Here is a 22,356-nt window from a genome sequence, read left to right as displayed (position 1 = left end):
GATGCGACTTGATACTCGATTCCCGTCCATACCTCGTCGCTGTAGACAAACGGCAGCGTCGGCTTGCCGCCACGCGGCCACGTGCAGAGGACAAGGCCCGGCTCGTGGCCCAGAGCATATCCGGGCCGCTGGAGACAGATGTGTTCGGAGAGATCGCTTTTGAAGTTATTCTGGAAGATCGCTCGCAGCGTGGAGCGGACCTGCTCGCGGTCCATATGTGTCTCCACCCCATAGATGGTCGACATCCATGCGCCGATCACTCCGTCCGAAAGGCATCCCGAACCGTATTGATACTTCGGTCCTTCGGCCTGAAGAAGACGTTTCATCGCATCGCTGGACTCGTTCACACCGGCGATGCTTTTCACGAACGACGTATCCCGCAGGCCCTCCCACTGTACTTTCTGCTGATAGTACTCGCCGTTGAAAAGCTCCGTGGAGAGAAACTGTGCGGCGCGACGAGCGAGCGTCTCGTAAGCATCGGCGTCTCCCATGCGCCCTAAATGCCGCGCCATCTGGGCCATCGCCGAAAGAGCGCCCGCGTAAATGCTGCCGCACATCCCATCCGGCCCCCAAAACTCGATGTCATAAGTATTGTGATGAGGTTCAAACAAGCCTCCTCGCCGTTCCGGATCCCAGGTGGCGATGCAGTAATCCAGACTGCGCTTAGCTAGGGGATAGAGATCTTCCATCCAAGCCGTGTCGCCGGAGATATGCCAGTCACGGCAAATTTTTAAGATGCCGCCAAGCTGGCCGTCCGCCGCAGCGTGCCCCCCGTGCATCGTTGGTCCATCTGGAAGAGCAGAGCGAAAGTTAATATTCCCCTGCTCATCCATCGACCGTTCCAGCTCCTGATGGCGCAGCGTGCGCTCCAATTTTGGAAACAGGTGCGGCATGGCCTGCGCGTAGTTCCAGACATGCGTGCACGATCCGGAGCAGCAGCCGGTCTCGGTGAAGCATCCCTCCCAGCCCCAGACGTTGCCGTTCTCCTGACGCAGCACCGTCGGCGACTTCAAAATAGCAAGGTTCGAGGTCACGGCGTCGATCACATCCGACGGCAGTGTCGAAGACGACAATGCATGCTGGAACGCCAGCGTGCGGGCGCGCAGCGTTTCGTACTGATTGGCGGCGCATCGGGCGACGGTTTCGGCGTCTCGCCACTGGCCCGCATAGAATGGCCGCCACGCCGGCCCTGGCGCCGGCGCCGCCGAACAATCACAGTCTGCGCCGCAGTCGGCGGCGGGGAGCTGTCCGATAGTCAGGTCGGAGTTGGGAAAATGCCAGGCGATCACGATCGGAAAGGACGTCCTCTCGCCCGGCTTCAAAGTCGCGGAACCCAGGATCGAGCCTCCGACACGACTGCCGATATCGTAGACCGGCTCATCGCCGGCGTTTTCCGTAAATTGGCCCGTCGAAACTTCCCGCCACAGCGCTGAAACACCGTCGAACCAGCCCCCGCGCATCCACATTGCCTTCACGCGCGGCGTCCAGCCGACGGCGCACAGCGCCGCGCCGCCATAACTAGCCGCCTGCGCAGACAAGTCGCTGGAATAGCGCACTCCCATCGGCGCGCCTCCGTCGCCGGCCAGCACGGACGTGCGGGCGTTTACCCAGCGCCCGAGACTGCCCGGCGTCTCGTCGCCAGCTAAGTGCGTCAGATGATAGGAAAATTCAAACTCGACGTCCCGCTCGCTTGTGTTCTCAAATCGGTACTCCAGCATGGCGCATGGCATGCCGGAGGAGACATCATCGCGCGGGACAAACGGGCTCCAGCCGGTCACCCACACCTTCAGGGGCAGCGCGGGGTCCTCCAGGCGGACGACTCCGAACGGATAGGCGGCGTCGAACTCGCAGTTCTCGAAACGCGGCATGCCTTCATAGCCGCCATGCCGATACCCCTGCCCCTGCAAGCCCTGATCGTAGAGTTTTTCCTTGGGAAAAGGCCCTTCGATCAGCTTCGTGAGCGGCTTCTCGCCTTTGATATGCACCAGCGCGAAGGCCGCTTCATGATCGCTGTGGCTGTCCGGCAGCGCCGTGGTCGCGGGGCGATTGCGCACGGAGAAGTCCTGCAAGCCGCCGTAACCGTTCAGGCAAATGCATCCCGCGCCGAGGCCGCCCATCGGCATCGCGATTTGCAGCAGAGCCGGAGGCGCGAACGTTCGATAGACGTGGGGGGACATACGGTTGGAATTGATCTGAGACATAAAACGACCTTTGATAAGAGTATTGATTTCACGCAGAAGCTTATTTGACGGCGGCTTCGAGGATCGGATCGGCATCGAGCCTGTCATCAAGCTCGTGGATCACACGTCCATCGTCGTTGGGATCGCGCACTGCGGTCTTCAGCGCCGTCAGCAAAGCGCGCATATCGAGCGCGCCGCCAATCGTAAACCAGATGAGCGAAGGGACGCAGATTGTCGCCAGGATGTAAATATTGACGCGCCAGTACGCAGGCCAGAACGCTTCGGGAATCGCATGGAATACAAAGTGCATCGTGCAGACGACCAGAAACACCAGCCACCAGCCGAGGGTCCATACCGTCAGCAGGATCGCCAGCGCCGTGTCGCCCTTGGTGAACTCCTTGCCGACGCCCAGCATCTCCAGCCACCGCCCGCGCAGCGCCGATTTGGCCGCTTGGGGCTGCGGTGGGTCCACCGAGTAGGCGCCCCGATGCAGCATCTTCTCCAGATTGAAGGGACGCTTGGCGCCGCCCGTCGCGATCGAAACACCGACATAAAGCGCGATCGAGATCAGGCTGGCGATCAGCATTAGCCACTGTCCGTTGATGGGGAACGGAGTCGTATGCTGCGCCTCCCACATCTTAGGGATTACCAGACCCGCAATTCCCAGCACGGCGCCCGACACCATGGCGCAATAGGCGCCGGCTGTGGTTCCAAACCGGCTGTAAAGCCCGCCGATCATCACCGCCCCCGCCCCGCCCAGCCAGATCGTTCCGGTGATCGCCTGGAAGAAGAAGATCTTGTCCGACTCGACATACAGCAGGCTGAAGAAGAACGAAAACACGGCGACGCCGAAGATCGACCAGCGCAGCCAGGCAATATGTTCGCGCGGTGTGAACGCCTTTTGCCGGATCGGCATCACGATATCCTGTACGAAGATGCTTCCCCACGAGTGCATATAAGTGTCGTGACACGTCAGCGACAGAAACACAGCGACCATCACCAGCAGGCCCTTGATCCCGACGGGCAGGATGTGCGCCAGCGCCACCGGAACGAGCATTTCGTTCTGCACGGCTTTGTTGCCGATGTGTGAGATCGTTTCATGCACGGCCGCCATTTGCGGGGCAAACTGCGCCGAGTTTAGCGCCGTAAACGCCGCCAAGGGCAGCACCATCCGCATAAGGTCCTGCGGCATCGATCGCCAAACCCGGATAATGCTCCCCATGCGCTGTTCATGTGGCGTGCGCGCCGACGTCATAAATCCCTGCGTACCCAGCCATGATTGAAAACTATAAACCGAGATGAAAATCCCAATCATATAGAACCAGACATTGAAGTCCTTGACCTCGCTTGTGTGAAACGGGTTCAGCATGGAGGCGTTGGCGGGCGCGAGTTGAAGCGCGGCCACTTCGGTATGCCAGGGAATCATGATGATCACGGCCACGGCGATGGCGAAAAACGCGAAGCTCGCGATGATGCCCTGCGCGCACTCGGTAATCATGACCGAGACCTGCCCGCCGGCGTTGACAAAAAACAGCGCCAGCCCTAAGTCCACCGCCAGGATCACTGGATAGGTCGCAATATGCAGCCCCATCACGGCGAACGTCTCCGGCAGGCCGCAGAAGTAGATCAAAAACCGCGCGGCGACGGCGGGAAAGATCCCGAAGTTGATAATCCCCGAAAGCCAGCACAGACTTCCCGCTAGAATTCGGAACTTGCGGCTGTAGCGCATCTCAAAGAACTGGGGCACCGTCAGCGCCCGCGTCTCGCGCAGACGATAATACACCCATCCGGTCATCACGAAGATAATCCCGAGCGGCGCAGACATCAGTCCCCACCACATCGTGGGGAACCCCGCCGAGGTGAAGGCCTGAAAGCCGGCGACCATGGAGATCACGCCAAAACCGCCGACCTCGCCGGAGATTGTGAGGAGATACCGGCCGGCGAGACGGTTCGCCGAAAGAAAGTCGGCGACGCCGCGCATCAGCGACCGTGTGCTCCAGCTGACCGCGCGGATCAAGATCAGGGAGACAACCACGATGGTCCAATCGATCCAGCTTAAGTTCAAAACGCAGATCCCTTCAAACGATAGCCCCTGCAACCAACGGCGAACAGCTTCCGCGGGGCACGGGAGGCCGCTTCACGAAGTCCGTCGGCAGCGGATAATCCTGTCCGTTGATTTCCAATCGGCCACGCTTGTAGTCGCAGATCGTTTCGACGCCGCTTGAGAAACGGGAATAGGTGATATGGTCGTTGTTATTGGGATCGCCCGCAAGAACCCGGTGATCCACGAGCGACGCGATGATCGTTTCCGAGAGACGGCCGACCATCAAATCGTACTCCAGACGCATGGCTTCGACAGTTTCTTCGAGCGGGTAGCCCCACTCGCCGGAAATAGCGACGCCTTCATTGCGCGGCAGAATACCCAGCTCCGCCATCTTGAGCATCCGGTGGGCGACCGTGATTTTGGAATGGTCGCCCTTGTCGACAACGGCGTTGGAGGTGTCGTGGAGGTTCGTGAAGACATGCCCCTTCATCGCCATAAACCACAGCGGAACCATCTGGTCGATCATCTCGCTGACGGGCTCTCCGAATAGGTCCAAAAAGGGAGAACCGATATAGTCGCATTCAGCGGCGCAATAAAGATAGCCGTTCTCCGTTCCGGTGGAGCCGTAGACATCGCGACTGGTCCGCAGGATTCGTGCGACGCCGTCAGCGCAGGCCCGGCGGTAGCGGCGCTCGCCGTGCGCGCGGTTGTACGAGACTTCGAGCGGCAGGCCCATTCCGTCGATATAGTGGATGCCCGCCGGGCCGAGCTTCTGCACTTCGCGCATCTGGTCGCCCAGCAGGGCCTCGGGATAGGCAAGCGGCCAGCCGATGTAGTTGATCCCTCCGGCCCAGCAGCCGCGCTTCAGCGGACCGCCGTAGACATCGCCGGTACACAATTCGGGATCAAACCAGTAAGAGCGCTCATACAGATCGAGATAATTGTCGTGCACCTGCATCTGGAATCCCAGTGACTGACCGTGCGCGATCAGCGCACGCAGGCCCTCCTCGCCTCCAACCGCCGGCTCCACCGGGAATCGGGTCGGCCAGCAGCCATCGTGTCCCTCCAAATTCCAGCCGGTCAGCTGGACCATGACGCGCTCGATCCCACTGCGTTTCAAGAGAGAAAGCTGTTCCGCCGCTTGCGCGAACGTGGTGGCGAGATGGAAACGGCCATCGCCGCTGATCGGACCGATCTCTTTGCATCCGTGCATGATCTTGAGAACCATGGATTTCGCGGCATACGCGATATCCGGATTCTCCTCGGCGCGCTGCGCGAGCGGCGCCCGTCCCGTTTTTTCCAGAACGTGCGCATTCAGGCGGCGTCCCATGCCGGCGTATCCAGCGTCCACGCCGTGCAGCGGCGTGAAGCGCAAACGACGGTCGATCGGATCGACCGGATCGATCCGCGTATAGCGATAGCGCATCGAGAAACTGACCTGTCCACCACCCTCGCCGTCGGTCGCGACCCGGCATTCGGCGTCGCAGTCGCCCTGCTCGGCGATCAGCAGCATTGCGGCGGCGTCATTGGCGTGCACAGCGCCGCACATGGGAAGCATCGGCATTAGCTCCCACTGGCTCTGCTCGCCGTAGATCAAAAAGTTTTCCTCGTGGCGGCTGTGCCGCTCGGGGTAGCAAAGCGCGCCGACACGGTAAGGCAGCACCAGATGTCCGGGCGTTTCCGGCGACGTCTTGAGCAGGCCCGGAAGCACATGCAGCCCCCAGAGCAGAGAAGTCTCCGGACTGCCTTCCTGGATGCGCTCGGTGGGGATCTCCACCACCAGTTCTCCACGCTCAATGGAAAAACGCGCCGTCGCCGACGCGCTGAAAAATTGGTTATCCACGCCGAGCGTCACATCGATCCAGTCATCCCCCTGCGCGATCCGCGCCTCGGGCTGCGTCATAGTTTCCGTCCGGCGGAGAAGAATGGAGTAAATCTCCAGCGTGAAGGCAGGCGCCGGTCCCCAAACGGAGCCGCTGACAAGGTCCAAAACTTCGGCCAGCACTTCCCCGTTTTCTTGATAGATGTGAACGCCCAATGAATCGTCTTGTATCGTGTGCAAAGCTTTCTCCTCGGATGGTCGTGTGAAACGAAGTTTGGGTTGGAAGGAAGGTTCCAGCCCCACATGATTAGTCGTTCCCCGGTTATGAAAACCGGGTCTGGGAAGCCTTCGGCTAAGCGTCCGTGCCGGACGCACAAAATAGGCTGTTGTCGAAAAGCTTATTTGTTTGTCCGGCACGGACAATTAGTCGCGAAGCGACTTCACAGACCCGGATTTCATATCCGGGGGCATGTAAACCAACGCTAATGAAGCGACGCCGACTGCATCGTCACGCTGCCGGTGGCGCTGTTATTGGTCCACTTCACGGTCAATGTCTGACCGGCGCTGGCCGCGCGGTAGGTGAGCGTGTAAACGCCGTTGCTGTTTTGGGCGACGCTTGCGTTGGTGTAGTCCGGCGCGGAGCTGTCGGACAGATGCGCGTTCAAGGTTCCATTTGCGCCGTTGGCGCCGACATACACCTTGAGGGTGCGCGTCGTGGTGTCCGCAGGCGCGGTGAATGAGAAGTAATTGCCCTGGCCGGAGAAGTACACGCCGGTCGCCTGTGCGGTTCCGTTCCAGTTCAGGGCGTCGCTCCATAGATAGCTAATCGCGTTTCCGCCATAGGTGAAGATCGTACCGGTGCACGCCCAGTTGGCGAGCAGGTTCGCCCCATTCTTATGGTCCCAGTTGCCCGAGCCTTCCGATCCCCAGTGCGCCCAATCGACCGTTCCCTCTGTGGTGAGGTTGATGCTGCTCGAAGGCGCCGCGAGCGATCCCGTGAGCGTCGCGCCCGTAGAGCCGGCGGCGACGGTGATCGTCAGCGTCTTATTGCCTGTGCCTCCGGCGTTAGTCGCGCCGAGTGTGACTGTAGACGTCGCCGCCGCAGTCGGCGTTCCGGAGATCAAGCCCGTGGTCGTATTGACCGAGAGGCCCGTCGGCAGCCCCGACGCGCTGTAGCTCGTGGGCGAGTTACTGGCGACGATTTGGTAACTGAACGCCGAGCCGACAGTCCCTGAAGCCGTGGCGGCGCTGCTGATCACCGGAGCGGCGGGTGGAGATCCCGCGCTTGGGAAGAGACAGCTGGAGGGGATGACCTGACGCGCCTGGCTGGTACTCTGCCATTCCAGGATTGCTTCGGCGCCGCCGTAGAGGCCCTGATAGAAATCGACCTCGATGTTATACTTCTGGCCCGCCGTGAGCGTGATGACGCCGTAGTCGTCCTGCGGCCCGTGCGGCCCCCAGCTATTGACGATCTGCTGACCGTTGACATACAGGCGAGCGCCATCGTCGGAGGTGATGTGGAATTGGTAGGACTCGGAATAGAGCGGCTGTACCTGTCCAGTCCACTTCGCAGAGAAGTAGGTTGCGTTGACGCCGGGGGCGGGTGATGTTCCCTGCGCCCAGTTGAAATTGACGGTGGGATCGGTCCGTGTCAGAACAAGCGTCGTGAACTGCGACGCGCCGCTGGTCGGGTCGTTGTAATATTGGCCAGTGAGACCATTCCCCGAGCCGCCGGACGCGGCGATTGTGATCGTAACGGCTTGAGAGCCCGAGCCGCTCGCGTTGGTTGCGGTGACGGTGGCGCTGCTGCCGCCGGACGCCGTGGGGGTCCCCGAGATCAGGCCCGTACTGGTGTTGACGGAAAGGCCGGCGGGCAGGCCGGAGGCGCCGTAACCCGTCGGGCTGTTCGACGCCGTGATTTGGTAAGAGAACGTGGTTCCCACGGTTCCCGAGGCCGAGCTTGCGCTGGTGATCGCGGGCGACGAACCGCCGCCGCCGCTGCCGGTCGTGGTCGCATTGATCGTGATGGGTTCGGTTCCCACGCCGCCGCCGTTCGCAGCAACCAAAGTGGCTTGATAGGTCGCCGCCGACGGCGGCGTCCCCGTCAGCACATTGCCGCTCATCTTCAGCCAGCCCGGTCCGAGGACGCTATAGCTGGTTGGGCTGTTGGTGGCGGTCACCGTCTGGGAGAAAGGTGAACCGACGGTCGCGCTCAGAACGGACGGGACGCTCAGCACTGGGAACGAGCCCGCTCCAAGGGACGTGAAGCTCATCCAGTTCAGATCGACGCCGCCCGAGTCCTGCCAGATCTGGATCGTGTGCGCGCCGGCCGCCAGGTTGACATTGTAAGGAGCCGCCGTCGTAGTGAACGTGTTCCAACTGCCCGTGGACGCCAGGATATACTGATTGACGATGTTGGCGCCGAGGCTGACGTTGTAGCCATCGACGAGAGCATGGATGAACGACGCGGAGCCTGGCGTCGCCTGCCGGACCTGCATCTGATACTCGCCGCTCGTGGCGACATTGACCGTATAATTCGTCCATTGCTGCGCTCCTGTAGAGACGAGGCAATAACCGTTAGTCGCCGTGTCGCTGATGGATGCGATCGCCACATCATCATATCGATAAGGGCCGCTCCAATTGCCGGAGAATGTGAAGTTCGGAAAGTTTGGCGGGAAGTATGACAACGAGTTATCGTAGCATTGATACCCCGCCCAGAGACCGCCGGAATCGTAGTTGTCCAGATAGATAGTGCCGGGGATGGCAGCCGGCGAGGCGGCGTTGGGATACGATGCTGCGACTGCGAGATTGATCGTTTCCGTGTACGTTCCGGCGCTGTTCGATGCGGTCAGGGTAACCGGGTCCGGCTTGACTTTGTCGGCGTTTCCTCCCGGCGGCGGCGCGGGGGCAGTCGCCGCAGTGGGTGTACCCGAGATGATCCCGCTGCTGTAGCTCAGACCCGCCGGAAGACCGGTTACGGTGATGCTCGTCGCGGGCGTCGTGGTCCCAACAACATAATAAAACGGTTTGCCGACCACGCCCCTGGTGTAGAGCGGTGTGGTGAAGACCGGCTGATACGATCCAGTCGGAGCCGGGAGGTACGGCAGCATGGCGTTGAAATAGTTCTGCGCCATGAAGTCTTCGCCATCCGTGGCCGGATGCGTGCCGTCGGGCTGGTTCATTCGGTAGGCGTCGAAGCCGCCATACTGGTCCACGACAATGATGGGAGAGTTTGCGGTCGTGTTCGCCGCCGCCCACGCCGGGATCAGCGCATTGATCTGCGGGCTGACGCACAGATCCCCCACCCTCGGAATCAGTTGCGACACCAGAATGACGACGTGCGGATTCTCCTGGCGCAGTTCTGAGACAATCGTCGAATAGCTGCCGGTCGTTACCTGCGGATTGGTCAGATAACTTCGCTGGTACGAATCCTGGGCGTTTCCGTCGATGTAGAAATCGTTGGTGCCCAGGTGAATAATAGCGATGTCGGGGGCGTAGCCGGTGGTCGGGCCGCCCGGGGCGAATCCGTTAGCAATACCTGCCGAATTAGAGCCCCAGATCGCCGCATGGTGCGAATGGAAGGTCTGCCCGTTGACGACGGCGCCGTCGTTGGGGTTCGGCACGGAGTCGGCTGTGTTTGTGCCGCCCGCGTAGGGGCCGACAAATTGGATATTGGAAGCGTAACCGCCCCAGGCGAAGCGCTGGAAGAGCGGCCAGCGGTAGCTTGGTGAGTTGTTGCCGGCGGTAATCGAGTCGCCGATGCACATGATCTTGGTGGCGTTGGCGGCGATCTGCATGGAGCCGATGAGCGCCAGCACGAACGCGAGAAGTATTGGAAACGCCCGCAGTATTGGGAATCGTTGATGGCTTTTTTGCATTGTCATGATAATCGTCGCTCCTAAATTTGACGCCGACAGGTAGTACGTCCCCGGATATAAAATCCGGGTCTGCGAAGTCGCTTCGCGACTAATTGTCCGTGCCGGACAAACAAATGAGCTTTTCGACAACAGCCTATTTTGTGCGTCCGGCACGGACGCTTAGCCGAAGGCTTCTCAGACCCGGTTTTTATATCCGGGGATCGGTCCGACGCGTGAACCCTAGTGCAGCGAAGCCGACTGCACGGTGATGCTGCCGAGCGCGCTGGTGTTGGTCCACTTGACCGTGAGCGTCTGTCCGGCGCTGGCGGTTTTGTAGGTCAGGGTGTAGACGCCGTTGCTGTTTTGGGCAAGCGACGAGTTAGAGTAATCGGGCGCGGAGCTGTCGGACAGGTGGGCGCTCAGCGTTGCGTTCGCGGAGTTAGTCCCCACGTATACTTTCAGCACGCGCTGGGTGGTGTCCGCCGGAACGGTGAAGCTGAAATAGCCATTCTGACCGGAGAAGTACAGACCGGTCGCCTGAGCGTTGTTGTTCCAGTTGTTTCCGTCGCTCCAGAGGTAGCTGATCGCGTTGCCTGGGTAGCTAAAGACCGTGGTGGTGGCTCCCCAGTTGGCGATCAGATTACCGCCGTTCTTGTGCGTCCAGCTGCCGGAACCGTCCGAGCCCCAGTGCGCCCAGTCCAGCGTTCCTTCGGTTGTCAGGTTGACCGTCGATGCCGGCGTTCCGAGCGACCCCACCAGCGATGCGCCGGTGGCGGCCGCTACGGTGATTGTCAGTGTCTTGCTGCCCGTCCCTCCGGCGTTCGTTGCGCCAAGCGTCACTGTGGACGTTCCCGAAGCTGTCGGCGTTCCCGAGATCAATCCCGTTCCCGTATTGATCGACAGACCGGCGGGCAAGCCCGCCGCGCTGTAGCTGGTCGGAGAATTGCTGGCGGTGATCTGATAAGAGAACGCTGTGCTGACTGTGCCCGACGCCGTGGCGGCGCTGCTAATCACCGGGGCGGAGGGAGCGGCGGCGCTGACCGTGAGTGTCAGCGTTTTGTTTCCTGTGCCTCCTGCATTGGTCGCGCCGAGAGTGACTGTGGAGGTCGCCGCCGTGGTCGGCGTTCCTGAGATCAGGCCGGAACTTGTATTGAGCGAAAGACCAGCGGGAAGTCCCGTGGCGCTGTAACTCGTCGGGCTATTGCTGGCCGCGATCTGATAGGAGAATGCAGTCCCTACTGTTCCGGAGGCAGTGGAGGCGCTGCTGATGACGGGTGCGACGGGGCCGCTGCCGCCACCGCCAGCTGCGAAGGCGAGAACGACGACACCACGAGCGCTCGGCAGGGTGATGCTCTTTACGGATTTGCCGTTCAGAGTAAACGTATAGCCCTTGAGGTAGTGCGACTGCGTCAAAAGCGTACCATTGCTGGAGGCGCTATGCGCCATCGTCACGACGCTGGTCTCGCCGGTGTAGCCCGAACCGTTGGTCCAGTCGCTCATCTGGAGGGTGAACACCTGTGTGGTGTTGTCGGTGTAGGTGACGGTGAAGGTCTGGTTGGTCGCGATGCCGCCCGAGGAGCAGCCCACCATGTTCAGCGTGGTGTAGCTGCCCGCCGGCAGATTCACCGTCGTGCTGCTCCAGCCATCGAGCACGTTGGCGGGGGCGAAGGAGAAGGTGCTGCTATTGTAGGTGGCGGACGAACCAAGTTCGCTCGACACATAGGCGTTGCCGTAGCTGTCCAAGCCGCCGGTCGAGAACGTCGTGCCGGTGGTATAGATGGCGTTCACGTTATATGGCGTGGCGCCCGTCGCGCTGATGGTGATCGTCAGCGTGAGGTTGCCCGTCCCGCCCGAGTTGGTCGCCCCGAGGGTAACGGTGAACGTTCCCGAGACCGTCGGCGTTCCCGAGATCAGGCCCGTGCTCGTGTTGACAGTCACGCCTGTCGGCAGACCTGATGCGCTGTAGCTTGTCGGAGAATTACTCGCCGTGATCTGGTAAGAGAACGCCGTGCTGATCGTTCCCGACGCCGTCGAGGCGCTGCTGATGACTGGCGCCGAGGGCGCGCCGGCGCTGATCGTGATCGTCAGCGTCTTATTGCCCGTACCGGCGCCGTTGGTCGCGCCGAGTGTGACCGTGGAGGTTCCCGATGCCGTAGGCGTTCCGGAAATCAGGCCGCTTGCAGCATTGATGGACAGGCCGCCCGGCAGTCCGGAAGCTGAGTAAGTTGTCGGGCTGTTGCTGGCGACGATCTGATAGGAGAATGCGACGCCCACCGTTCCCGAGGCCGTAGCGCCGGAGGTGATGATGGGCGTGACGGGGCCGGAGCCGCCGTACTCATAAGCGCCTTCGTCCAGCGCGGCGCCCTGCGGGCGAGCCGATCCGTTGATATCCGTGCTGGGATGCGCGACCGTGGTCGGTACGGCGTTGACTGCGGCCGAGGAAGACGTCAGCGAATAGTCGCCGGCGCTCGCATTCGTGAAGCCTACGGTACTTGCCGTCGTGGCGATCAGATTGTACGACGAAGACGCCGGCGCGTTGTCGCTCAGCCAGTTGCCCGAGTCCACCAGGATGTTGCCGTAAAAGCTCAGATTGGCGCCAATATTCTTGAGGATCGCATTGCCGGAGTTCGGATCGTTGACAAACGTATTGAACCGAATGACGTTGTTTGCGCCATTGTTCTGGACTGCCGCCGAATAGAGCCAGTAGCCGACGTTGGTCTTGTCCATCAGCATGTTCTGAACGGTGGAATTCGAACACTCCATGTCGATGGTCGAGGTGGCGTCATTGCTCGACGTCGCGCCCGGCCCCTGCATGTGCAGACCGTCCACGGTCAATCCCGTGCCCTGCATGTAGAGCTGATTGTTTTGGAGAAAGCCGCCGGTGATCGTGATCGTCGCCGGATGCCCCGCCTGCGCGGACTCCGAGTTGCTGATCGTCCAGTGCGCGCCGGGGCCGCCCGCCGCTGTGCTCAAGGCTGAGCAGTGATCGAGCCACACGGAGCCGACATTCGCGCCATGCGTGGTGAAGAACTCGTATCCCGTATCCACGTAGGAGCTGGTATGGTATGTGTTGTCCATATAGTCGCCGACGCAGTAGTGATACTCGGACGTTTGCCCGTTCAAGCCCGTGCTGCTGTCGCCATAAGACACATATGCGGTGTAACCCCCGTAGGCGTCCTGGTTGGGCATCGGATAGGCGGCGTAGCAGTTGTTGTGGATTACCTGCGTTGCGTTGATGCAGCCGAAGTTGTGCTTGCCGCAGCGATAGGATTCGACGCCGTTCAGTACAATGTCGCTCCCGTTCATGATGCGTACGCCGTACCCGCCGTTCAAATCGCCCGATTCGTCGGCGACGACATTGGTGAACGTCAGGTGGCTGTGCAGATTATAAGACTGGGCATTGCCGTTGCAAATGACGTCCTGGCGGCTTGCGACCGTGTAGGTCTTGCCGTCCGTATTCGGGTTGCTGGACACACTGATCTTGAGCGTGTTGCCGTCCCACGAAAACGAATTGGGGATGCTCTCGACGGGCTGGTTGGCGTTCGGGTTCGCCGGAACCAGCGCGACATGGTTGACATACACCGCGCCGACATATGATGTGTACGGATGCGTGTAGATCGTGCCGCTCGTATTGGTCCAGCCGGAGTTCGCGACGGGGTCGCTGCCCCAGAACTTCGGCTTGGCGCCGGAGCCGTAGTCGGCGAAGGTGATGTGGCTGCCGGCCGTTCCGTCGCCGCCCGTCGGGTTCAGCGACTCACGCCACTCGCCGCCGCGCTGGAACAAAATAGAGTCGCCCGCGCTAAAAGTAGTCGAGTTGACCTTCGCGGCCGTTCTCCACGGCGCGCCCGTGGACGTTCCCGCATTCGTGTCGCTGCCCGAGGGGCTGACATAGTAAGTCGCGGCATGGAGCGGGCCGCCGGCAATGGCGGCCACGCCCAGGGCAAGAGCGAAAGGCGTGATGAGACGTACGGCGCGTGCGCGGCATGTCGCCGCGAAATCACGCCATTGGGATTGACTTTCTTCGTGATGATTGCGTGTCATTTCATCTCCTTGAAATATCGATTCGTTCTCGATCTGCTACGGAGCCGGCGTCAGAGCGGCGGCGGGAATGACCTGCCGCGCCAGAGACCCGCTGTTGTCGAGCCACTCCAGCTTCGCCGCCGCGCCGCCCGCGAACTGACGGTATTGCAGTTCAATGGCGTACTTCTGACCGGCCAGAAGACTGATGACGCCAAAGTTGTCCTGCGGGGCATGCGGCCCCCAGTTGTCCACCAGCAATTGTCCATTCACGTAAAGCCGCGCGCCGTCGTCGGACGTGACGTGGATTTGATAGGAATCCGTAAAGGGCGGAGTGAGGTAACCCGTCCACTTGGTCGAAAAATACGAGCTATTGACGCCCGTTCCCGGCGACGCTCCCGATGCCCAGTTGAAGTTAACCGCCGCATCCTTGCGCGTCAGCGCCAGTGTGGTGAACGATGTCGCGCCGCCCGTCGGATCGTTGTAGTACTGCGCTTTCAGGCCCGTCCCGATCGCGGCGTCGGTGTAGATGCTCTGCACTTGAGAGTTCTGCGGATCGCTCCACCAGCCACGGTACATCAGCATGTCGCCGCGTTTGACGGAGTTGACGAGCGCGCCATGCTGGCCCGTTAGGTCACCGTCAGCGGTGTAAATCGCGCTGAACGCCGTCGGGTAGGTCCAGATCGCCGCCAATGGGTCGCCGGTCGCGCCGTTGGTCAGTGCGCCATATGGGACGGTGTAGGCGTAGTACTTGGGATTGGCGTGTTCGGGAATGATCAGCACGCCCGGTTCGGCGTCGGCCACTTGCTTGAAGATGGAGGCGTCGTAGGGCGCATTGGTGTCGCCGTTCGAGTCGACATAGAAGATCGAGCATCCCCAGCGCTGCTTGGCGTAGTTGATCTTGTTGATGATCTGCGTGGCGGGGTTCGCGACTTCGTTCTGCTGCGGCGACGGGCTGGTCACCAATTGCTGCGGACGAACGCAGACGCCGACACGCAGGCCCGCCGTCCGGAACTTCTGGAAGAAGGCGTCGGCAATCGAATCCATCTCCGGCGCCCGGACACTGAGCTGCGTAGGATCGCCAACATAGCTAATCGGATGCGAGAATTCCTGCCCCTCAACATCCCAGATGATCACGCCCTGCGAATTCATGCTTTGCAGGATCGGGATGCTGTTGTCGGCGACCTGAAGCAGTCGCTGCTGAAGGTTCGAAACGCCCGCCGGCGTCGTAATATCCACATAAGGATCGTTCAAGAACCAGCCACGCGGGTTGGTGACGGGATGCGTCTGGCTGGTCGCCAAAAAGATCGCGCCAATAGACCGATGGTCCGGCCAGGTCACCTGCGACGGCCACGAAGCGCGAAAGTTAGAGTAAACATCCGGCGCAAGCGCTACTCCCGTCGATCCCGTGGCGCCAAAGCGCAGGGAGACATTGAACGTATCTGAAGCGCCATGTGCGATGGGTCGATTGAAGACCGGATAGTTCGGCGGCTGGTTCGGACGCGGCATCGTCCCCGTCCAAATCTCGTAGCGCTTGTAATTCGCCGTATCGGGTGAGATAGTATAGAAACCGCTATAGAGATTCTTTGTGACGTCGTCACTGCTCAGCGCAAGCGATCCCGTGCCGTAATCCGCGACTTGAACGTTGGGACCATCGGACGTATATCCCACATGCGGCGTGTTGGCGTCGTAGCCCACAGGATAGTTTGGGAAACGAACGTACAGTGGGAAAACATTGACGCCGTTGATCGTGTCGCCCGCCGTGGTGTTGGTCACGGTCACGCTCATGTTCAGACGCGTGGAGGTCGGCTGCGTGTAGACGCACTTCACGGTTCCCCAATCATAAGTGAGGGTCAGTGTTTTCGTCGTCGAATTCCAGCTCGTGGTGTAGCCGCCGTCCCAACTGTACTTGTCCGTAACAGTACCGTTCGCCGCCTTGCGCTCATATTCGTAAACCGTAAAGGCGTCCTGCCCGTTGGCGTTCGTATCGGCAAGCGTCACGCCGTTGTACGCCAGGGTCGCGATCCCTTGATTGCCATAAGTGACGGACAGACCCTGTGCGGAGGCGTGACCAGCGGCGAAGACAATGATTGCAATGGTAACAAAACCATCGCGTATTTTTCTGCGGGTCGTTCTTGCTCTGTCTTGAGAGAGATGCATTGCTTCGATCCTTTCAGAAATGGGGCGCATTCGCCCCACATTTTACAAATGTGGGGTGTCTGTCTCGATCGCGATTTGCCGATAGTCGTGACGCTCAATTGAAAGCGTCACCTGTCCATCCGAATTTGCCGAGAGAGGCGTTCCCGTCTCGGCGTCTGACACGCGCCAATGCGAAGCCGCCGGAAGACCGAGCGACTTGGCGTCGATATTGAGAACGGCGTCTGTTTTGTCGCCCGTATTGGCGATGACGATCAGCGCCTTGCCGGGCCGGGTCCAGCCGGAGACGTAGATATTCGGCGTCGTGGATTGCAGGCCGCCCGTCTTGTCCCAGTATCCGTGGAACTTCACATCGCCCGCCTCCATACCAAAGTGATCGCGGGCGATCCATGCTTCTTGGTTCAGACCGTTTGGATTGGCGGAGGCCAGGACATCGTTCACTAAAAGCATGCCGGTGTAAGCGCGCATCGCCTTCTTGAGCTTGTCATGATCCCAATTGCCCTGGTACTCCTGAAGGAAGTTGACGGGGGAGCCCCACTGCTCCGGGTGGTCCATGCGCAGGCGCTCCTGCGACCAGAAGTCCATGAAGTCCTTGCCCATCTCTGGGTAGATCACGTGATGCTCGCCGTCCAGCGCGATATCCGCCGCGCCCATCCAGGGCGCGATCAGATGGTTGGTCATATGCAGCACGATCTTGCCGCTCTTGCCCTGCTCCGCGAAGGCGGCGCGCATTCGCAGGAAATAACGCCGTGTGTCGAACATCTGATAGGCGGGCTGCACCCGGCCGTCCGGCAGCAAGTACCCATGGGCGGCGTCGATATTGTCGTCGGCAATGGGGTAAACGTTGTCCACATAGAAGCCGTCGATGTCGGCGTCCTTGGCCCAGTGACTGAGCTTGTAGATCATGAAATCCTGAAGCGTTTTGCCGTACGACAGCCCCTTGCTGACACGCGTACGCCACTCTTCATTGAAATAGGTCAGCTCTGGGACAAACTGCTCGCCCATATTGATATGTTCGAAATACGGGACGGCATTGGCGCGATACCTCGCGAAGCCAAAGGTGCCAGCGTTGGTTTCCTTGTGACGCGCCTCGACCATCTCGCGGCTTTTGGCGGGATCGAGCGGGAACGGGAGCGAGCTAAAGATCAGCCCCATCGCGCCCGCCTTGCCCTGCGATTCGACCTGCGCCCAATCTTTGAACGAGTCGCCGGTCCACCAGGTATCCATGCGCCAGTGCGCAGGCATCGGTTTCACGGGAGTGGCTTGGAACGCGAAGGTGATGGTGCGCGGCGCATTCAGCGTAAACTTCTCACCGATCAAATTCAGCACCAAGTCCGTGCTGCGCGGCGAGTTCCGCTGGATCTCAATTGCCGGCTTCGTATTGCTCGGAACCCAGCCCTGGTCGCTGTCCGCGAACCAGCAGACGCCGCGTTCGGTATTTCCGATCCAGAGATAGGGAATAAAGGAGCCGACCTGCATCGGCTGACCGTCCACGCGCCGCGAATCCCAGAGCACGCCGTTCTTGCCGTGCGGCAGGAACCGATCGTCGAAGCCGTAACGGATCCCCTCCCCGCCTGCATGGATGTAATCGGCGGCTTCGTTGTGCAGCGGTACGACCAGCTTCATCGAACTGACATTCACGGAGCCATGCGGCGTCAGTGTCATCTCGACCTTGTACATGCCGTCGAACTCGGTGGTGACCTTGCTGGAGACAGAGATCTTTCCCAGCAGATCGGCGGCGCGGACGACAACGCGATGCGGCGCCGACGACATTGTCGTGAGCATTGGCGCGCTCGCCTTGACCGAAGCTCCCGTCCCGAAATCAGCGGCGAGGTAAGCATCGCCCGCCAGCAGATCGTGCCCCTGCGCTGTGATTTGCCGGGGCAGGCCGGCGGCGCCGACTGTCATCGTACGGCCCCAAACGCCGAACTTGCCTGCCTGATACTTCACGGGAGTCCAGGGCGCAATGACCTTTTCGATATTCCCAAGCTTCGTATTCCACCAGGGGAACGACGCCGGGTCTTTCTTCGTGAACTTGCTTTCCCGCGTGAACAAAATGTTATTCGCGCTGTCATATGCTGTCAGCTGAGTTGTATAATCTCCGGCGGCGACATTCGGCAGATGGACGAGATCGCGGACGTAGTTCAGAGAATCTAAGTGAACGTCTTTCTCGGCGAGCGTCTTGTTCTTGCTGTCCCGCACGGCGACATGGGCGCGCGTGATCTTAGCGCGATCGTCGTAGTCGATGAAGTCTCCCGTGACGCGGACATAGTCGCGGGCGGGGTTGTAGCCCAGCGTGAGATCGACTTTGTCGCCCTTGTCATCAAGCGTCTGGGTCAGCGCTTCGTCCGTTCCCCATTGACGGTGGCCGCTCCAGTCCAAGTAGGTCTGGGCTCCATCGGCGCTCGTGACCCGGATACGAAACGCGCCGTCGCCGGGCTTGTCCAAATCCAGCATGGGAGCGAGAGACGCCTCCTGCCCAGCTTTCACAGCAATGTCGCCTTCTTTGTGAACGCCGCTGTCGCTGTCGAAGCGCCAGTGTAGGGTCTGGTTCTGTTTCCCCCACGCCGCGAGCTGCAAGCCAAGCGTTTTTGATTGCTCGTTCCCCGCCGACAGGAAATGGATCGCGGGCGCCTGCTTTATCAGCTTGTATCGGGCGTAAGTGTCAGGCACGGAGAAGCTGCCGGTTCCGGGGATGGAGTTCTGCTCCCAGGGACGCTTGAAGTTTCGCGAGATGAGAGCGGTGAAGGAATCCCCGTCTTTGAGCGGATGGTTGAGATAGACGCTGGCGCGCGGGATCGCCATCTCCATGTCCCAGTAACGAATCCCATCGGAGCCGACGGTCAGATGGTTCTTTGGGTTCCAATGCGCGGTCCAGCTTGGGCGAGAGTTTCCGGCGGCGGGCTCCTGCATCACATCCCACCGTCCGCCGGCGAAGTTTCCAAGATATTGAAAGAAGGCCGGCTGATTGTCCGGGCTTTGCGTGCCGGCGTCGAGCCAGAACTCGTAGGAGTCATCGCCGACGACATTCACATCCTTGCTCGGATCGCGCAGCGCCTGCATCAGCCGTTCGCCGGGACGCAGCGGCGATCGCATCGCCACATAAATATTGTTTTCGTCCCACGTCATCCAGAAGCGCGTCGGACGTGTACTGAGCGCGTGGTCCGGCGTCTGGAGCACGTTGACGCTCTCTGCGCAGCGCCATTCGTCTTCATGCACAACGCCGTCCATGGTCGGCTTTGTCCAGGCATAAGGAAGCGCAATTTCGGGAGCCTTGTAGCCGTCGGCCACGGCGGCCGAGGCAACACGGGACGCCGCGAACGCCAACAGTGAGGACAGGCAGAAAAAAATGGTCGAATTGGTTCGCTGCATCGGGCTCTTTCTTACAACTTCACTCTGATATTTGCTGAGAATTAACGCCCTGCGTCCTGATAGATCTTGAGGATTTGTGGGTTCTGTGGATCGTCCCACCACCCGCGGAACAGCAGGATATCCCCGCGCTTGACGGCGGCGACCAACTGGTCGTGATCCTTTTCCAGAGGTCCGTCGGGCGCATAAATCACGCTGAACGCTCCTGGGTAAACAGCGCGCACCAGTTCAGGCGTCGAAGTGACATTTTGCGCTAGCTCATCGTAAGGCGCAGCGCAGCCATAGTAACGCGTGTTCTGATGCTCCGGCATGATCAGCGCGTCGATCTTGTTCTGGGCCAGCTTAGCGGCAAGGCGCTGAAAAATCGTGACATCGAACGGGACGCCCGGATCGCCGTTGGAATCCACATAGAACAGCGTGCATCCCCAGCGCTTGTTCGCATAGGCGATCTTGTCGTAAAGCAGGGCGACGATCTTGGCTGGATCCGCTACGTCCTGCTGCTCCGTCTTCGCCGGCGTGTGGCTGAGCTGCTGCGGGCGGACGCAGACGCCGGTGCGCAGTCCCGCGTCGTGAAACTTTTTGAAGTACGCATCGGCCATGGCGTCCATCTCCGGCGCCATCTCCTTGACGATGCGCGGGTCGCCAATATAACTGGTTGCGTGAGGGTACTCCTGGCCTTCAATGTCCCAGGTGATCATCCCCTGTGCGTTCATCTTCTTCAGGACTTTGATGCTGTTGTCGGCGTACTCCAGCAGCCGCTTGCGCAGCGCTTCTTTCCCAGCGGGCGTCTTGACATCCATCGTGGGGTCCAGAAACCAGCCGCGTGGGTTAGTCACGGAATGATGGTCAGGCTCGCTGGTGGAAAGATGCAGCGTCCCAATTGATCGACGGTCCTTCCAGCGCAGTGTCGGCGGATATTTCGCTGCAAACTTCTTCAAAAGATCACCGGACAGTGTCTCCTCTGTGGAGGAGGCAGATCCAAAGCGTAGAGAAATGCTGTACTTATCATAGCTATGCGACGCGATAGGCCGCTTGAGTACGGGATCGAAACGCGATGACAGCTGTCCGGCGCTTGATGTTGCCACCAAAATCGGACGAACGGTCAGGCTCTCACGCCCCGGAAAGCCCACGGCGAGCGGACGCACAACATCATCATTGCAGACCGCAAGCGCTCCCGATCCGTAATTGGCGTATTCGACCGTCGGCGCGCCCTGGTTCGCCCCCAGATAAACATAGTTCGGAACCCAGCCCTGCGGCGCCTGTGGGAATTTCAGCTCCAGTGGCTGGATCGCAATGCTGCTGACTGTCGAGTCGGATGTGTTCTGTACGCCGATCGTCAGGTTCAAGCGATCTCCTTGAACGGCGTAAACGCAGCTCACCGCGCCCCACGAGTACGTTCGCTTGACCTTATGGCTTTGCGCATTCACTGTGCTGGCAATGACTTTAAGATCACCGTCTGAACTCTGTCCGCCGACGCCGCTGAATGTGACATGCTGCACGCCGAGCGCGCCGTCGGACAGAAGATCCTCGCCGTGATATTGAAGCGATGCGAGCCCGGTGTCACCCAGGCGAATTTTCAAATCGCTGGCGGGAGACGCCGCGCAGCCGGCGCCGGTATGAATGGCAATCGCCGTCCACATCCCAAACAATCCGATCATCCGAGCTCGCATCAGTTTCTTTACCTTCATCGGGCTTTGTGCTAAGCTTTCTCGCGGACCCAGAGGTCTTTGCTGAGATCGCTGTTGACTGTATTTTGGATCTTGATCCATTTGGCGTGACCATCGGCAAACGCCCACACGGTTCCATCAGTGTGATTGTGCGCGATGCAGTTCTTTTTTGATCCCCCGGGAAGGTAAAGGGCGCGGTCGATCACGGGGATGCCAAGATAAACGCCGGTTCCGCCGATGTTGCGCGCGGGATTATCCCAGGGCACGCCCTGATCGTTCACATTTGGTCCAGCTTCCGTCAGCCAGATCGTATTCGAAGGTTGATCGATCGACGCCAGGCTGGTCCCTTTATCATAATCGTTCATGACGCCCGACTGGGAGGCTGTGTTCTCATCACGAAACTGCATGACCGGAATATACGACTTCAGCACATCGCCGCCAGGATTGCCGACGTTCCGGAAGTCGTCGTTAATGGTTGCATTCACGGTTTCTGAAGGGCAAATAAAGACTTTGTCCGACTTGATGTACGGCATGATGACGCGCGCCCAGCTGGTGCACGCCGTGGGGTTCGCGGCGTCGCAGCCGGACCAGATGTTGCCGCCCAGAATTACGGGCGGATACAGCTCATCATAGTCCTGGACATACTGCACCATTCCGAGTCCGATCTGCCGCATGTTGCTGGTGCAGGTGGTTTGACGAGCCTTCTCCCGGGCTTTGGCGAAGACGGGGAAAAGAATGGCGGCAAGTATTGCGATAATCGCGATCACGACGAGCAACTCAATGAGTGTAAACCCTTGTGTGTGAGTTCGACTAGCGGATCGATTTGGCTGTAACTTCATTTGGACATCTCCTATTGCGAGTGAATATTAATCGACATGAACCTATGAGAGAATAAACGCCGCTGTTGATCAAGAAAATCAAATTTGTTAGATGGGCGGCGGTCCCGTGGAGGCCCCAAGCCTCAAGCGAGCCGGGACGGTCGCCCGATCCGCCGTGTGTCCCCGCCGCCGGACGTTTGCGATGAGCATTCGCGCCGCTGTGGCGCCGATCTCCTGGATGGGAACCTGCACGGTGGTCAGGCGAGGAGTGAAATAATCGTACGTCTCGTTGCCGTCATAACCCACCACGCTGATGTCTTCTGGAACGCGCAGACCCGCTTCCCGGATCGCTTCAATGGCGCCCACCGCCGCATTGTCGTTCTGAGCGATCAGCGCGGTGTATCCCAACGTCTTCCAGCCAGAGC

Annotated in this window: 10 protein-coding genes; all 10 read right to left on the bottom strand. The window is 60.2% G+C overall.

Features of this window, described 5'->3' with window-relative positions; genetic code table 11:
* The coding region (locus ABIZ35_RS10710; protein ID WP_348219890.1) for a GH116 family glycosyl hydrolase at positions 1-2,201 on the bottom strand (2,201 nt) is incomplete at its 3' end.
* A gap of 40 nt (positions 2,202-2,241) precedes the next feature.
* On the bottom strand, positions 2,242-4,245 hold the full coding sequence (locus ABIZ35_RS10705; protein ID WP_348219889.1) for a sodium:solute symporter: 2,004 nt from the start codon (positions 4,243-4,245) through the stop codon (positions 2,242-2,244).
* A gap of 13 nt (positions 4,246-4,258) precedes the next feature.
* Positions 4,259-6,286 (bottom strand): DUF5696 domain-containing protein, encoded by a 2,028-nt coding sequence (locus ABIZ35_RS10700; protein WP_348219888.1) that lies wholly within the window; start codon positions 6,284-6,286, stop codon positions 4,259-4,261.
* 242 nt (positions 6,287-6,528) lie between these two features.
* A complete protein-coding gene (locus ABIZ35_RS10695) occupies positions 6,529-9,930 on the bottom strand; it encodes a putative Ig domain-containing protein (protein WP_348219887.1) in 3,402 nt (1,133 codons plus the stop codon).
* A 213-nt stretch (positions 9,931-10,143) separates the two neighbouring features.
* A complete protein-coding gene (locus tag ABIZ35_RS10690; protein WP_348219886.1) occupies positions 10,144-13,944 on the bottom strand; it encodes an Ig domain-containing protein in 3,801 nt (1,266 codons plus the stop codon).
* 36 nt (positions 13,945-13,980) lie between these two features.
* Positions 13,981-16,080, bottom strand: a complete 2,100-nt coding sequence (locus tag ABIZ35_RS10685) for a PA14 domain-containing protein (protein WP_348219885.1) — start codon at positions 16,078-16,080, stop codon at positions 13,981-13,983.
* 42 nt (positions 16,081-16,122) lie between these two features.
* The gene (locus ABIZ35_RS10680) at positions 16,123-19,449 is read right to left on the bottom strand and encodes a glycoside hydrolase domain-containing protein (protein WP_348219884.1); all 3,327 of its coding nucleotides are present in this window, start codon (positions 19,447-19,449) and stop codon (positions 16,123-16,125) included.
* Between the two features lie 41 nt (positions 19,450-19,490).
* Positions 19,491-21,116, bottom strand: coding sequence for a hypothetical protein (locus tag ABIZ35_RS10675; protein ID WP_348219883.1), 1,626 nt, complete (start codon positions 21,114-21,116; stop codon positions 19,491-19,493).
* A gap of 29 nt (positions 21,117-21,145) precedes the next feature.
* Positions 21,146-21,952 carry a DUF1559 domain-containing protein gene (locus ABIZ35_RS10670; protein ID WP_348219882.1) on the bottom strand — a complete coding sequence of 269 codons (807 nt, stop codon included), beginning with the start codon at positions 21,950-21,952 and terminating at the stop codon, positions 21,146-21,148.
* An 87-nt stretch (positions 21,953-22,039) separates the two neighbouring features.
* The coding region (locus tag ABIZ35_RS10665; protein ID WP_348219881.1) for a substrate-binding domain-containing protein at positions 22,040-22,356 on the bottom strand (317 nt) is incomplete at its 5' end.

This window comes from Capsulimonas sp., assembly GCF_039929585.1.
Taxonomy (GTDB): domain Bacteria; phylum Armatimonadota; class Armatimonadia; order Armatimonadales; family Capsulimonadaceae; genus Capsulimonas.
Note: the sequence above shows the minus strand (reverse complement) of the source record. Positions and strands in the feature narration are given on the sequence as shown.